This is a genomic window from Saccharopolyspora antimicrobica, from assembly GCF_003635025.1.
Taxonomy (GTDB): Bacteria; Actinomycetota; Actinomycetes; order Mycobacteriales; family Pseudonocardiaceae; genus Saccharopolyspora; species Saccharopolyspora antimicrobica.
Map to the genome: position 1 here is coordinate 7,596,141 of NZ_RBXX01000002.1, position 13,917 is coordinate 7,610,057.

12 protein-coding genes are annotated in these 13,917 nt (G+C 71.2%); 7 read left to right on the forward strand and 5 right to left on the reverse strand.

The features are described from left to right. Nucleotides 1-209: 209 nt before the first annotated feature. The 4 genes from ATL45_RS35845 to ATL45_RS35860 all read right to left on the reverse strand — a co-directional run bounded on the left by ATL45_RS35845 (nt 210) and on the right by ATL45_RS35860 (nt 3,923). Nucleotides 210-902 (reverse strand): D-Ala-D-Ala carboxypeptidase family metallohydrolase, encoded by a 693-nt coding sequence (locus tag ATL45_RS35845; RefSeq protein ID WP_246025740.1) that lies wholly within the window; start codon nt 900-902, stop codon nt 210-212. Nucleotides 903-1,189: 287 nt separating this feature from the next. Beyond that, nucleotides 1,190-2,641 carry a GGDEF domain-containing protein gene (locus ATL45_RS35850; protein WP_093154809.1) on the reverse strand — a complete coding sequence of 484 codons (1,452 nt, stop codon included), beginning with the start codon at nt 2,639-2,641 and terminating at the stop codon, nt 1,190-1,192. A 79-nt stretch (nt 2,642-2,720) separates the two neighbouring features. Continuing rightward, nucleotides 2,721-3,203 (reverse strand): RICIN domain-containing protein, encoded by a 483-nt coding sequence (locus ATL45_RS35855; RefSeq protein WP_170210443.1) that lies wholly within the window; start codon nt 3,201-3,203, stop codon nt 2,721-2,723. A 120-nt stretch (nt 3,204-3,323) separates the two neighbouring features. Beyond that, nucleotides 3,324-3,923 carry a TetR/AcrR family transcriptional regulator C-terminal domain-containing protein gene (locus tag ATL45_RS35860; RefSeq protein ID WP_093154804.1) on the reverse strand — a complete coding sequence of 200 codons (600 nt, stop codon included), beginning with the start codon at nt 3,921-3,923 and terminating at the stop codon, nt 3,324-3,326. Between the two features lie 132 nt (nt 3,924-4,055). Here ATL45_RS35860 and ATL45_RS35865 point away from each other — a divergent pair, with 132 nt between their 5' ends. Beyond that, complete coding sequence (locus ATL45_RS35865; protein WP_093154801.1) at nt 4,056-5,435, forward strand: FAD-dependent monooxygenase; 1,380 nt, start codon at nt 4,056-4,058, stop codon at nt 5,433-5,435. Between the two features lie 18 nt (nt 5,436-5,453). Here ATL45_RS35865 and ATL45_RS35870 read toward each other — a convergent pair whose 3' ends face one another. Beyond that, nucleotides 5,454-6,221 carry an IclR family transcriptional regulator gene (locus ATL45_RS35870; RefSeq protein ID WP_211841375.1) on the reverse strand — a complete coding sequence of 256 codons (768 nt, stop codon included), beginning with the start codon at nt 6,219-6,221 and terminating at the stop codon, nt 5,454-5,456. Nucleotides 6,222-6,439: 218 nt separating this feature from the next. On the opposite strand from ATL45_RS35870, the gene ATL45_RS35875 reads away from it, so the two are divergent. From ATL45_RS35875 to ATL45_RS35900, 6 genes are all read left to right on the forward strand, one after another. Beyond that, nucleotides 6,440-7,597, forward strand: a complete 1,158-nt coding sequence (locus ATL45_RS35875) for a pyridoxal-phosphate-dependent aminotransferase family protein (RefSeq protein WP_246025741.1) — start codon at nt 6,440-6,442, stop codon at nt 7,595-7,597. Nucleotides 7,598-7,626: 29 nt separating this feature from the next. Then, nucleotides 7,627-10,530 (forward strand): FAD-binding and (Fe-S)-binding domain-containing protein, encoded by a 2,904-nt coding sequence (locus ATL45_RS35880; protein ID WP_093154796.1) that lies wholly within the window; start codon nt 7,627-7,629, stop codon nt 10,528-10,530. Further along, nucleotides 10,530-11,276, forward strand: a complete 747-nt coding sequence (locus tag ATL45_RS35885) for a fumarylacetoacetate hydrolase family protein (protein ID WP_093154794.1) — start codon at nt 10,530-10,532, stop codon at nt 11,274-11,276. Before ATL45_RS35880 ends, ATL45_RS35885 begins: the two co-directional genes overlap by 1 nt. A 173-nt stretch (nt 11,277-11,449) precedes the next feature. Further along, nucleotides 11,450-12,736: an SLC13 family permease gene (locus tag ATL45_RS35890; RefSeq protein ID WP_093154791.1), complete on the forward strand. Its 1,287-nt coding sequence runs from the start codon at nt 11,450-11,452 to the stop codon at nt 12,734-12,736. A 112-nt stretch (nt 12,737-12,848) separates the two neighbouring features. Beyond that, nucleotides 12,849-13,487: an HD domain-containing protein gene (locus ATL45_RS35895; protein WP_093154968.1), complete on the forward strand. Its 639-nt coding sequence runs from the start codon at nt 12,849-12,851 to the stop codon at nt 13,485-13,487. A 220-nt stretch (nt 13,488-13,707) separates the two neighbouring features. Continuing rightward, on the forward strand, nt 13,708-13,905 hold the full coding sequence (locus tag ATL45_RS35900) for a hypothetical protein (protein ID WP_093154789.1): 198 nt from the start codon (nt 13,708-13,710) through the stop codon (nt 13,903-13,905). The last annotated feature ends 12 nt before the right edge of the window (nt 13,906-13,917 follow it).

A 13,917-nucleotide genomic window follows, 5' to 3' on the forward strand; every position in this document is an offset into this window, starting at 1 on the left:
CGGGTCCTCACAAGTCGAACGGCATCGCGGCGCGACACACGCTACTGGAGCCGGACCCGATCTCCGCAGCAAGGGAGCCCGCTCGTTCGAGCTGTTGACAAGAGACGCTCGGCAGCGAGAGCACCTGGTCCCCAGCACGAGCCATCACTGCTGGCGGAGTGCGCGCACCCGTCGAAACCGCCCGTGTGCGCTCCGCGTCGATCTGCTGGTCACATACCGCAGTCGGGCGCGGACCAGGTGCTGCCACCGCCCGCGACGTGCACGTGGTCGTCGTGTCCGGGGAAGCCCGGGCCGAGGATCTCGCTGAAGCCGTGGGCGCGCGCCTGCAAGGCCAGCGCGCAGAAGCCCTGCGAGCCCGCGCCGAGGTCGGCAGCGTCGCCGTAGAGGTGCCGGCTGTTCGGCGCCCCGCCAACCGAGTCGTTGCAGGACTTGCTGCGGAAACCGCCGTTGACCGCGATCGGCGCGTCGCCCATCGCGTGCCGCATGGCCTGCAGCTTCCACATGACCACCAGCGCATTGGCCTTCGCCTCGGCGGCCGAGACATTGCCTCCGGACCAGTCGGAGTTGCACCGGTTGAGCTCGGAGTAGTCGAAGTTGGCAGGCGTGCAGTCGTCGTCCTGCAGCTCGTAGATCTTGTTGAAGGTGTCCGCGCCCGCGACACCGTCGGCGCTGAGCCCGTACGCCTGCTGGAACCGGGCGACGGCATCCCTGGTGGCGGGCCCGTACTGGCCGTCGATCGCGAGCTTCCCGCCGCTTCCGGGATAACCGGACACCCTGATCTGCAGGTTCCGCACGTCATCGCCGGAGGCCCCCGAGCTGAGCGTGCGGTTCCACGTGTAGCAGCCGTCGGCCGCCGAGACGGCAGGAACGGGGTTCGCGACCGCCACGGGTGCGACGAACAAAGCAACGGCACCTGCGACCAAAGCGGCGGCAACGCCGGCTAATCGGGTTTTCACAGCGGAACACCTCTCAACTGCACGAGATCGTTTGCGGCACGAGATGTTCCCAGAAAATCCCCACCAGACCGCCGACTTGTCCGGAATTCCCCAAACCACCCCTGGCCCGAACGCCGAGCGCGGCGATGTTGGTACGGGCGAAGGACTACCCGGTCATGCTCAACCAGATCCGGAGCGAGTACCGGGCATCGCGGCTCGCCGCCACCGAGCCCGTGGCGGCAGCGTCCGCCGCCTCAGTCCACCCGGCCGCGCTTGTCCCGGTACATCGCCCGATCCGCGTGCGCCAGCGCGTCGCTGGGGTGCTGACCAGGTGCGATGCGGTGGTAGCCAAGACTCGCGGTGATCCGCACCGGCGTCTTCACCCCGCTCAGGACGACCGGTTGCGCCACCGCGTCGGCCAGGCGCTGCACGAGCGATCCGGGGTCCTTCGGCGGCGGGACGAGGAGGATGACGAACTCGTCGCCGCCGATGCGCGCCACCGTGTCGTCCTCGCGCACGCAGCGGCGCAACCGGTGCGCGGTGATGCGCAGGAGCTCGTCGCCCGCGCGGTGCCCGAGCTCGTCGTTGACCGCCTTGAAGTCGTTGAGATCGACGTAGATCAGCCCGCGCTCCTCGTACCGGGGGCTCGACAGCGCTTCGTCGAACAGGTCGGCGAGCTGCACCCGGTTGGCGACGCCGGTGAGCGGGTCGCGCAGGATCGCCCGGGCCAGCCGCTGGTGGGACCGGTAGAGCTCCAGCAGGCTGCTGATGTGGCGGAGCACGACCAGTGCGATGATCACGCTGAGCACGTAGATCACGTCGGGGTACGGGCTGCCGCCGGCCACGTTGATCACGACCATGGCCAGCACCACCGCCAGCGGGACGTAGGGCACGGCCAGCAGCGCCAGCGAGATGCTGTGGCGCCGGATCACGGGTTGCAGGGCCGGTGCGAACGCCGCGGGGATCAGCAGGAGCATGCCGGCCAGGTAGCCGAGTTCGGCCGCGGCGGGCGTTGCCACGTCGGTGATCGTGCTGCTGGCGTGGGTGAAGTCGCCGGCGCCGATGGCGCACAGGCCGAGCACCAGCCAGATCTGCCGGGCCCGCGACATGCTGCGCAGGCCGATGGCCATCAGCAGCGCGAGCACGATCAGCACGACATCGCCGACCGTGTAGGAAACCCGCACCAGCAAGGCCGGGGCGAAGCCCTCGGGATCGGCGTCCAGTGCGAGGACCTCGCGGGCGAGGGCGATGATCGAGGCGACCACGATGAGGCCGTCGAGCAGCAGCACCCGCGGCGGCTCGGTCGTCTCGTGGCGCCGGAGCGTGGCGTGGTCGGCTCGGGCGATCACCAGCAGCGCGGCGAACACGCCGACCGGGAGCACCAGGTACAGGGCGCTGGCGGCGCCGGGCACGGCGACCGGCTCGCCGTTCGCGGCGCGGTGCCACGTCCACACCGCGTGCGCCGCGGCCCAGCCGCCGAGTCCCGCGGCCATCAGCAGTCGCCAGCGCCGCTCCGGCCCGGTGTACGACCGGCCGGTCCACGCGTAGGCGGCGGTCGCGACGATCGCGCTGACCACGGCCGCCAGGTCATCGGCGAACCTGGCGACCGGGTTCGAGCAGGTCAGGACCACGGCCGTGGCGGCCACCGCGAGGACCGCGAGGCCCAGCACCACCAGCCACCGCGACGGCCGCGCGGGCGCGCGCACTTCGCCACTGTGGCACACCGCCCACGCCCACGCCGCTCGGAACGGACCGACTAAAGCTCCATGACCTGCACAAACACCGTCAGACGATGCGGAAGAGCTGGTTGTCCCGGCCGTTGCAGGAGAACTGCACGATCGGCGTCCGATCGGCCGGGTCCGCGTCCCGCACGTCGAGGCACTTGCCCGAGACGGTGCGGATCTCCACCAGCCCGGAGCCGACGCCGGCGATCCTGAACACCTGGTTGTCCTGCCCGTTGCAGGAGTACTGCACGATCGGCGCGAGATCGGCGCTCGATGCGCCGCGGACGTCCAGGCACTTGTCCGCGAAGGTCCGGATCTCCACCAGGTCGGGCCCCACCCGGACGATGTCGAACCGCTGGTTGGGCTGGCCGTTGCAGCCGTACTGGATGAGCGCCACGTCGTCGGCCGTGCTGCTCGCGCTCACGTCCGCGCACTTGCCGGCGAACGTGCGGATCTCGACCTCGCCCTGCTGCGCGGCCGCGACACCCGCGGTCGCCGCGAGAACCACGGGGACCACCGGGAGCGCGCGGAGCCATGTCGTCAACGGAGCCATGATCGACCTTCCCTTCCAGCCGAGGCTGCGACCTCGTTCGGCCCGAACGCAGTGAGCTTCCGCTGACCGCGAGCAGCGCACCCGCCGATCTTCACGCGACGGTGCGGCGAATCACCGGATCCGGGCGCGCAGCCCGTCGAGGATCAGGTCCAGGCCGAACTGGTGCCGCTCGACGAAGTTGGCGCCGCCGATGTGCGCGACGGTGCGCGCGAGCGCCGGGAAGGCGCCCGCGGTGACCGCGGCGGCGAGCCCGCCATCGCTGTCCGGCGCGCTCTGCTCCTCGGCCACCAGACCGAGCGTGAAGTACACGAGCGTCCACGCCGTCCACGCCGCGTCGGCGTCGCCGCAGCCCGAGTCGAGCAGCGCCGCGACCAGTGCTTCGGACAGCCCGAGGGTGTTCTGCTTGGCCACGAACGTGCCCGCGACGACGGCGGCTCCGTCCCGGTGCCGCAGCAGCGCCGCGCGGTAGCGGCGGACCAGTTCGCGCACGCGCGGCTCCCACTCCTTGGGCAACCGCTTCAGCGACACCTCGCCGACGATCTCGTCGGCCATCAGGTCCTGCAGCCCGGCCTTCGAGCCGACGTGCCACGACACCGTGTTGAGCCGCACGCCGAGGCGATCGGCGACCGCGCGCAGGCTCACCGCCTCCGCTCCCCTGTCCTCCAGCAGTTCCAGCGCCGCCCGGGCGATCTCCCGCTGCCGCTCGCTCATCCCGCGATCCTAACCGGACGGTGGCCCGGAGCGGTCGGACGACCACCGGCCCGCTTGTTCAGCGGACAACACTCTCTTGTTCACTGACCAACGATGCCGCTAGTGTTGGTCACCGACCAAGAGGAGGACTCAATGGACGAGGTCGTCATCGCCGGGGCCGGGCCGGTCGGGCTCCGGCTCGCCGCGGAGCTGCGGCTGGCCGGGGTCGCCGTCACCGTGCTCGAACCGCGACCGGCTCCCGATCGGCGCTCCCGGGCGCTCACCATCCACCCGCGCACCATCGAGCTGCTCGCCTCGCGCGGACTGCACGAGCAGTTCCTGGCCGAAGGCGTCCGCATTCCCAGCGGGCACTTCGGGATGCTCGACAACCGGCTCGACTTCCGGCTGCTCGACACGGATTTCCAGTACACCCTCGCCATCCCGCAGGCCCGCACCGAGGAGCTGTTCGAGCAGCACGCGCGAGCCGCGGGCGCCGCGGTTCTGCGCGGGCACCGGGTCACCAACGTCATCGACAACGGCGACTCCGTCACGGTGGAGGCCGAGGGGCCGGACGGCGCTTACGCGCTCGAAGCCGGGTACGTGGTCGGCTGCGACGGCACCCGCAGCACCGTGCGGCGGTCGGCGGGCATCGACTTCCCCGGCACCGCCCACACCATGCTCGGCTGGCTGGCGGACGTGGTGCTCGACGCACCACCGGCGGGCAGCGTCACCAGCGTGGCGACCGAGCGCGGCGGGCTGATGATCGTGCCGCTGCCCGGCGGCCTGCACCGGGTCGTCGGGCAAACGCCGGACGACCTGCGGACCGACTGGCCCGGTGAGCCGACCCTCGACGAGGTGCGGGCCAAGGTCACGGCGATCACCGGCACCGACCACGGGATGCACTCGCCCGCCTGGCTGTCCCGGTTCGGCAACGCCAGCAGGCAGGCGGAGCGCTACCGCGCGGGCCGGGTGCTGCTGGCCGGGGATGCCGCGCACCAGCACATGCCCGCCGGTGGCGTCGGCCTCAACGTCGGGGTGCAGGACGCGATGAACCTCGGTTGGAAGCTCGCCGCCGTGGCCTCGGGCGCGGAGCCCGACGACCTGCTGGACAGCTACCACGACGAGCGGCACCCGGTCGGCGTCGACCTGCTGGAGAGCACGCAGGCGCAGAACGCGCTGTTCGCCGCGTTCTCCCCGGACGGCCAGCAGTTGCGCGCGCTGCTGTCGAAGCTGGTCGCCGAGCAGCCGGACTTCTCCCGCGCCCTGGCCGAACGGCTCTCCGGCCTGGCGGTGCGCTACCCGCCCGCGGATCCGGCCGCGCATCCGCTGACCGGGGTGCGCGCCCCGAACCTGCGGTTCGGCGACGGCACGTGCCTGTTCGAGCGGCTGCGGCCCGGCCGCCACGTGCGGCTCGACTTCACCGACCGGCGGGACGAGCTCGCCGAAACCCGTGCGGACTGGGCAACGGTCCGCGCGGCGCTGATCCGACCGGATGGTCACGTGGCCTGGGCGACCGACCAGCAGTCGTCCTGAGCGGGCCGCGCTCGGCGACTACTTCGGTTCGTAGCCGAGACGGGCGGCCAGGAGGTTCGCCGCTTCTGCGACCGCTCGGCCGAAACTCGCTTCCGACTCCTCGGTCAGGCGGCTCATCGGGATGTTGACGCTGAGGCTGGCGACCGGCCGTCCGGGTTCGGCCACCACCGCGGCCGCCACCGAGCCGACGTCGGTGCGCCACTCGCCGTGGTTGACCGCGAAACCGCGCCGGCGGATCCGGTCCAGCTCGGCGAGCATCTGGTCCGGGTCGGTGATCGTCCGATCGGTGTAGCGCGGGAGTTCGTCGGCGGCAAGGCGTTTGAGCACCTCGGCACTGCTGTGCGCGAGGACCGCCTTGCCGTTGGCCGAGGCGTGCAGCGGCAGCGCGTGCCCCAGCGACATGCTGATGCGCAGCGGCTTGGCCGTCTCCAGCCGCTCGATCAGCACCACCTTGTCCTCCTCCGGGACGGTCAGGTGGATCGTCTCCTCGGTGCGCTGCCGCAGGTCCTCCATGATCGGCCGGGCCGCGTCGCGCAGTCCGAGGTCACCGCTGGCCCGGCCGCCGATCGAGAGCGCCTTGGTGGTCAGCGCCCACCGCTTGACCTCGCCCTCCGCCGGGCGGATCCAGCCCGCTTCGCCGAGCGTGAGCAAGGCGCGCTGTGCCGTGCTTTTCGGCATGTCCAGCGCTCGGGCCAGTTCGCCGACGCCGATCGGCTGCCGCGCGGCGACCTCTTCCAGCACCCGCAGCGTGTTCAGGACGTTGCGCACTGCCTTGACTCCGTTCATCCGGCTGCCTAACCTCGCGGCGCTCCAAATCGGCACAGCGTACCACCACACGGCACAGCGGCACTGGACAGAAGGGTGTGCGATGACACCCGTTCGACCGGGAGTCCCGCACAACCGCACCTAAGGGGACCGTGATGCAACCCAGCAACAAGAAGCCGCAAGACGCGAGTTCAATCCCGGACGCAACCACCACTGAGAATCGCGGAGAGGCGGGACTGGTGACCGCCGGACGGCACTTCCTGCAGATCCCCGGACCGACCAACGTTCCCGACCGGATCCTGCGCGCCATCGCGCAACCCACCATCGACCACCGCGGACCGGCCTTCGCCGAACTCGCGCTCGACGTCCTGCACCGGGTCAAGCCGGTGTTCGGCACCAGCGGTCCCGTCGTGATCTACCCGTCCTCGGGTACCGGGGCCTGGGAAGCGGCGCTGGTCAACACCCTCTCCCCCGGCGATCACGTGCTCGCCTTCGAGACCGGCCACTTCGCCACGCTGTGGCGCGACATGGCCGAGGGACTCGGGCTGGTCGTGGACTTCGTGCCCGGTGACTGGCGGCACGGCGTCGACCCGGCGGTGGTCGCCGAGCGGCTGGCCGCCGACACCCAGCACCGCATCGCCGCCGTGATGGTGGTGCACAACGAGACCTCCACCGGCGTCACCAGCCGGGTGCCGGAGATCCGGGCGGCCATCGACCGGGCGGAGCACCCCGCGCTGCTGCTGGTGGACACCATCTCCTCGCTGGGCTCCATCGACTACCGGCACGACGAGTGGGGCGTGGACGTCACGGTCAGCTGCTCGCAGAAGGGCCTGATGCTGCCGCCAGGACTGGGTTTCAACGCGATCAGCGAGAAGGCGCTCGCCGCCGCCGAAGGAGCACGGCTGCCGAAGTCGTACTGGAACTGGGCACCGTTCCTCGAAGCCAACGAGCGCGGGTACTACCCCTACACACCGCCCACCAACCTGCTCTACGGGCTGCGAGAAGCGTTGGTGCTGCTCGAATCCGAGGGACTGCCCGCTGTCTTCGCCCGGCACGACCGGCACGCCGCGGCGACCAGGGCCGCCGTGCAGGGCTGGGGCCTGGAGGTGCTGTGCGCCGACGAGCGCGAGCACTCCAGCGCGCTGACCGCGGTGCTGCTGGACGAGGAGCACGACGCGAACAAGGTCCGCCAGATCATCCTGGACCGCTTCGACATGTCGCTGGGCGCCGGGCTGGGCAAGGTCAGCGGCCGGGTGTTCCGCATCGGCCACCTCGGCGACTTCAACGACCTCACGCTGGCCGGAACCCTCTCCGGCGTCCAAATGGGACTCGAACTCGCCGGGATCCCCATCGACCCCGACGGGATCCGAGCCGCGCTAGAGGTGCTGCGCGCCTGACCGCTGAAACCGGACGGAAGGGTTCCGAGATGACCGCCTCCACCACCCAGCAGACCCTCGGCGCACGTCTGGAGCGCGAGCTGCGCGACGCGCTCGACGGCGAGGTCGCCTTCGACGACTACACCCGCCACCTCTTCTCCCGCGACGCCAGCATGTACTCCATCACGCCGCTCGGCGTCGCCTTCCCGCGCCACGAAGGCGATGTCGCCGCCGCGGTGCGGATCGCCGCCGGGCTGGGCGTGCCGATCGTGCCGCGCGGCGCGGGCACCAGCCTCGTCGGCCAGACCGTCGGGCCCGGCCTGGTGCTCGACACCTCCCGGCACCTCAACCGCGTCCTGGAGATCGACCCGGTCGCGCGCACCGCGCTGGTCGAGGTCGGCGTGGTGCAGGACCAGCTCAACCAGGCCGCCGCCGAGCACGGGCTGATGTTCGGCCCGGACACCTCCACCAGCAACCGGGCCACCATCGGCGGCATGATCGGGAACAACTCCGCGGGCAGCGGTTCGCTGACCTACGGCATGACGATCGATCACGTGCGGGCGCTGGACGTGGTGCTCGCCGACGGCTCGCGCACCCGGTTCGAGCCCGTCGGCGAAGCCGAGCGGCAGCGCCGGGCGGCGGCCGACACCCTCGAAGGGCGGATCTACCGGGCGCTGCCGGAGCTGGCCGAGGCCAACGCGGCAGTCATCGAGGAGCGGATGCCCGCGTTCTGGCGCCGCGCCTGCGGATACCGGCTGGACCGGCTGGGCGAGCCGTTCGACCTCGCGAAGTTCGTGGTGGGCGCGGAAGGCACGCTGGTCATCGCCACTCGCGCGCTGGTGGACCTGGTGCCCAAACCCGCCCGGACGGTCTACGCCGTCGGCCACTTCACCGACGCGGCGAGCGCCATCTCGGCCACCACCGACGCGCTGGCCTGCGATCCGCACCAGGTCGAGCTGATGGACCGCACCATCCTGGAGCTGTCCCGGCAGAAGATCGAGTTCGCCGATCTGGGCAACGTGCTCGTCGGCGACCCGGGCGCGCTGCTGTTCGTGTCCTTCACCGGCGACGACGAGGCGCAGCTGATCGCCAAGCTGGACCAGCTCGACCGGCAGTGGCAGCGCAGCGGGCACGGCTACCACACGCTGCGCGCGGTCACCCCGGCCGAGCAGGCGGCGCTGCTGAAGGTCCGCAAGTCCAGCCTGGGCCTGCTGATGGCCGCCGGGGAGGGCACCCGCCGCCCGCTGGCCTTCGTCGAGGACACCGCGGTGGACCCGGTGCACCTGGCCGAGTACACCAAGCGGTTCAAGGAGATCCTCGACGAGCACGGGATGGAGGCCGGGTTCTACGGGCACTGCTCGGTGGGCTGCCTGCACATCCGCCCGTTCGTCGACCTGACCGACCCGGCCGAGGTCGCCAGGATGCGCACCGTCGCGGAGGCGGTCAAGGACCTCGTCGCCGAGTACGGCGGGGTGAACTCCAGCGAGCACGGCGACGGGCTGGCCCGCAGCGAGTTCAACCGGGAGATCTTCGGCGACCAGCTCTACGAGGCGATGCGGGAGGTCAAGCGGCTCTTCGACCCGGGCAACGTGCTGAACCCGGGCAAGATCGTGGACGCGCCGCCGATGACCGAGAACCTCCGCGACCGCGACGCCCTCCCGCCAGCCCCGCCGCTGCGGACCTCGCTGGACTTCGAGGTGGTCGGCGGGATGCGCGGCGCGGCGGACCGCTGCATGAACATCGGCGCCTGCCGGAAGTCGACGGCGGGCGTGATGTGCCCGTCCTACATCGCGACGAAGAGCGAGGAGCACTCCACCCGCGGCCGGGCCAACGCGCTGGTGAAGGCGCTGTCCGAACCGGATCCGCACGCGGCGCTCGGCGACGAGCGCCTGCACGAGATCCTCGACCTCTGCCTGATGTGCAAGGCCTGCAAGAGCGAATGCCCGATGAGCGTGGACATGGCGTCGCTGAAGGCCGAAGCGCTGGCGCACCACCACGAGATCCACGGAACGCCGTTGCGCTCGCGCGCGTTCTCCGCGATCCGCGCGCTCAACCGGCTCGGCTCGGCCACCGCGCCGCTGTCGAACCTGCCGGGCCGGATCGGCCTCCTGCGCCGCCTGCTGGAGCGCGCGCTCGGCATCACCGCGGCCCGGCCGCTGCCGGTGTTCCACCGGGACAACCTGCTGCGCTGGTTCCGGCGGAAGCCCGCCGCCGGCGGATCGCTCGGCGCGGTCACCTGGCTCGCGGACTCCTTCACCACCTACACCGAACCGCACATCGGCCGGGCGGGCATCGAACTGCTGGAGCGGGCCGGCTGGCGGGTCGAGCTGGCCGGCGGCGGTTGCTGCGGCCGGTCGAGCATGTCCAAGGGAATGCTGGAGGACGCGAAGGAGAAGGCCGCCGCGCTGGTCACCTCGCTGCATCGGGACACCACGGCGGATTCGCCGATCGTCGGCTGCGAGCCGTCGTGCGTGCTGATGCTGCGCGAGGAGCACACCGCGCTGCTGCCCGGGGCCGCATCGGTGGCCGACCGGGTCAAGCAGGTCGAGGAGCTGCTCGTCGAAGCGATCGACGCCGGGCGGCTGGTGCTGCGCGCGGATTCCCGGCTCGCCGGGCGGCGCATCGTCTTCCACGGCCACTGCCACCAGAAGGCGGAGGTCGGCACCGCTGCCACGATGGCGCTGCTGCGCCGGATCCCGGGTGCGCAGGTCGTGGAGATCGACGCGGGCTGCTGCGGGATGGCGGGCTCCTTCGGCTTCGAGTCGGAGCACTACGACACCTCCATGGCCGTCGGCGGCGACCGGCTCTTCCCCGCGCTGGCGGCGGAATCCGAGGAAACGATCGTGGCCGCGACGGGGGTTTCGTGCCGCCAGCAGATCTTCCACGGCGCGGGCCGCACCGCCTGGCACCCGGTGGAACTCGTGCGCGAGGCGCTGGCCGGACCGGAGGCGTGATGCGATTGGTCCGCTACCGCCTCGACGGGCAGACCGGCCGCGGCGCTGTCGTCGGGGACCTGGTGCACGAGCTCTCCGACGGCGTCCCGGGACGAGTCGCCGGGACGCTGGGTGACGTTCAGCTGCTCGCGCCGTGCGAGCCGCGCGTGATCGTCTGCGCGGGCAGCAACTACGCCGATCAGATCGCCGAGAAGGGCAGGCCCTGGCCCGAGCAGCCGTCGCTGTTCCTCAAGGCTCCCAACGCGATCGTCGGCCCGGGCGCCGAGATCCTCCGGCCGGCCGAGGTGCGGCGCCTGGAGTACGAGGGCGAGCTGGCCGTGGTCGTCGGCCGCACCGCTCGTGGTGTCCGGGCCGATCGGGCCGCGGACTTCGTGCTCGGCTACACCTGCGCGAACGACGTCACCGCGCACGACTGGCGGGCCGACGGGCAGTGGACGCGGGCGAAGAGCGCGGACACGTTCTGCCCGCTGGGCCCCTGGATCGAGACCGAGCCGCCCGACCCGGCGGCGATGCGGATCACCACCCGGCTGCGCGGGCAGGTCGTCCAGCGTGGATCGGTGGCGGACGTGGTGTTCGGCATCGGTGAGCTGCTGGCCTTCGTCACCCGCTGGATCACCCTCGAACCCGGCGACGTGCTGCTCACCGGCAGCCCCGCCGGGGTGGGACCGATGGTGCCCGGAGACGACGTCGAGGTCGAGATCTCCGGTATCGGCACCTTGCGCAACGTGGTGGCCGAGCGGCCCTGACCGCCGGCGGCGAGCAGAGGAGGTGACGCCCCCGCACGACTCCCCAGCGGGCCTGCTCACCCGCGCGAAGCGGTCGAAGTGCGCACCGGAAGCGGCGCGATCCCCCGCCGCACCAACGAGATCCGCCACCTCAACACACCCCCTGCGAGCACCGTCAGCCTCGAGGAGTGTCGATGTCCCCACAGGTAATCTCGATCATCGGCCTGGTACTGATCTTCGCCCTGGCCACCCTGCGCTCGGTGAACATGGGAGCGGTCGCGTTCCTGGGCGCCTTCCTGCTCGGCACGTTCGTCTTCGGCCAGTCCAGCGATGACCTGTTCGCCGGGTTCCCCGGCGATCTGTTCGTCACGCTGGTCGGCGTCACCCTGCTGTTCGCCATCGCCAAGGCCAACGGCACGGTCGACTGGCTCATCCACAGCGGAGTCCGGGCCGTGCGCGGGCGGATAGCGCTGATCCCGTGGGTGATGTTCGTGATCACCGGCCTGCTGACGATGGTCGGCGCGGTGGTCCCCGGCGCGGTGGCCATGATGGCGCCGATCGGGCTGAACTTCGCCACCCGCTACCGGATCAACCCGCTGCTGATGGGCCTGCTCATCATCAACGGCGCGAGCGCGGGCGGCTTCTCCCCGATCAGCATCTTCGGCAGCATCACCAACGGCGTCGTGGAGCGCAGCGGGCTGCCGGGCGATCCGGTGCTGCTGTGGATCAGCTCGATGCTGTTCAACCTGCTGCTCAGCGTCGCGGTGTTCTACCTGTTCGGCGGCAGGAAGCTGCTGGGCAGACGGGTCGGCACCGAGCCCGGGCAGCCCGGCGAGCCCTCCGGCGGCACGGCCACGGCGACGACCACCCGCACGAGCACCACCTTGAACGCGCAGCGGATCACGACGCTGACCGGGCTCGGCGCGCTCGCGATCGGCGCGCTGGCGCTCGAGTTCGACGTGGGCCTGCTGTCGCTGAGCATCGCCACCGTCATCGTCCTGCTGTGGCCCGAGGTCACCAAGAAGTGCGTGGCCGAGGTCGCCTGGCCGACGGTGCTGCTGGTCTGCGGCGTGGTGACCTACGTGAGCCTGATGGAGAGCGTGGGGACCATCGAGTTCCTGGGCAACGGGGTCGTCGGCATCGGCGTTCCGCTGCTGGCCGCGTTCGTCATCTGCCTCATCGGCGGCGGCGTGTCCGCGTTCGCCTCGACCACCGGCATCCTCGGCGCGCTGATCCCGCTCGCGGTGCCGTTCCTGCAGACCGGTCAGGTCGGCGCGGTCGGGCTGATCATCGCGCTGGCGATCTCCTCGTCGGTGGTGGACTCCTCGCCGTTCTCCACCAGCGGCGCGCTGGTCGTCGCCAACGCCCCGGAGGAGCAGCGCGACGCCACGTTCAAGGGCCTGATGGCCTGGGGCATGAGCATGATCGCGGTTGCGCCGGTGCTGACGTGTGCGATCTTCGTCCTGCCCGGATGGCTCTGACCGCTCGCCGCGTGCCGGCCACGGCCGTGGGGCTGTGGCCGGCGGCCACGACGCGCGCGGGGCAGCCGTGCGGGCGAAGCTGGATCCGTCGCCGGACGAGGAGGAGCGGAAGATGGCGGAAACGATCGCGGGCGTGGAGATCCCGGACAGCCGGCTGGCCCGGGAGGCCACCGAGCTGGTGCGCGAGGCCGCACCCGGGCTGCTGTTCGACCACTCCCGGCGGGTGTACCTCTGGGGCACGCTGCGCGGGCGCGAGCAGGGACTGCGGTTCGATGCCGAACTGCTCTACGTGGGCGCCATGTTCCACGACCTGGGCCTGACCGAGCGGTACCGCCGCACCGACCAGCGCTTCGAGATCGACGGCGCCGACGAGGCCCGCGAGTTCCTGCGCGCGCACGGCATCACCGGCGAGCCCGCCGAGCGGGTGTGGACGGCCATCGCCCTGCACACCACGCCGGAGATCCCGCTGCACATGGCACCGGAGATCGCGCTGGTCACCCGCGGTGTCGAACTGGACGTCCTGGGCATCGGCTACCACGCCGTCACCGAGGAGCAGCGCGCCGCCGTGGTCGCGGCGCATCCCCGGCCGGACTTCAAGAACCGGATCCTCGCGGCGTTCACCGACGGCATCGCCGACCGCCCGGAGACGACCTTCGGCAACGTCAAGGCCGACGTCCTCGCCCACTGCGTCCCCGGCTTCGTGCGCGGCGACTTCGTCGAGGTGATCAAGAACTCCGCGTGGCCGGAGTGACCATCCGAAGTGGACTGCGAAGGTTCATCCGATCCGCTGACCCCGAGAGCGCCGGAAACCGCGTTCCAGCTGCTCAGAAGCCGATACGGAGCGTGATGCGGGCAGCGGGCGGAGACACGTGACGGCTGCGTGACGTGGTGGTGACGGGCGCTGTGGCGTACTCGACGGCAGCGGTTCGTGCCGCTGCTTGCAATGAAGTGAACGCGAACTAGGGGGAACCATGTTCGAACAGGTCTCGGTGGAGCTGCTGCCGGAGCGCAAGGCGCTGGGCGGTGGCTGGTGGGGCGGCTTCGGCGACATCGACCAGGACATCGACCTGGATCAGGACGTCGACGTCGACGTCGACAACGACTCCTGCTTCGGCGATGTCGACGTGACCGCCTTCAACAACGCCAGCATCGACCAGAACGCCCGCTGACCGACGTCTGGT

Excerpts from the sequence above, each read along its gene's own strand:
- ATL45_RS35865 (WP_093154801.1), top strand. The coding sequence starts at position 4,056 with ATGGACGAGGTCGTCATCGCCGGGGCCGGGCCGGTCGGGCTCCGGCTC.
- ATL45_RS35880 (WP_093154796.1), top strand. The coding sequence starts at position 7,627 with ATGACCGCCTCCACCACCCAGCAGACCCTCGGCGCACGTCTGGAGCGC.
- ATL45_RS35860 (WP_093154804.1), bottom strand. The coding sequence starts at position 3,923 with ATGAGCGAGCGGCAGCGGGAGATCGCCCGGGCGGCGCTGGAACTGCTG.
- ATL45_RS35890 (WP_093154791.1), top strand. The coding sequence starts at position 11,450 with ATGTCCCCACAGGTAATCTCGATCATCGGCCTGGTACTGATCTTCGCC.
- ATL45_RS35885 (WP_093154794.1), top strand. The coding sequence starts at position 10,530 with ATGCGATTGGTCCGCTACCGCCTCGACGGGCAGACCGGCCGCGGCGCT.
- ATL45_RS35895 (WP_093154968.1), top strand. The coding sequence starts at position 12,849 with ATGGCGGAAACGATCGCGGGCGTGGAGATCCCGGACAGCCGGCTGGCC.
- ATL45_RS35900 (WP_093154789.1), top strand. The coding sequence starts at position 13,708 with ATGTTCGAACAGGTCTCGGTGGAGCTGCTGCCGGAGCGCAAGGCGCTG.
- ATL45_RS35870 (WP_211841375.1), bottom strand. The coding sequence starts at position 6,221 with ATGAACGGAGTCAAGGCAGTGCGCAACGTCCTGAACACGCTGCGGGTG.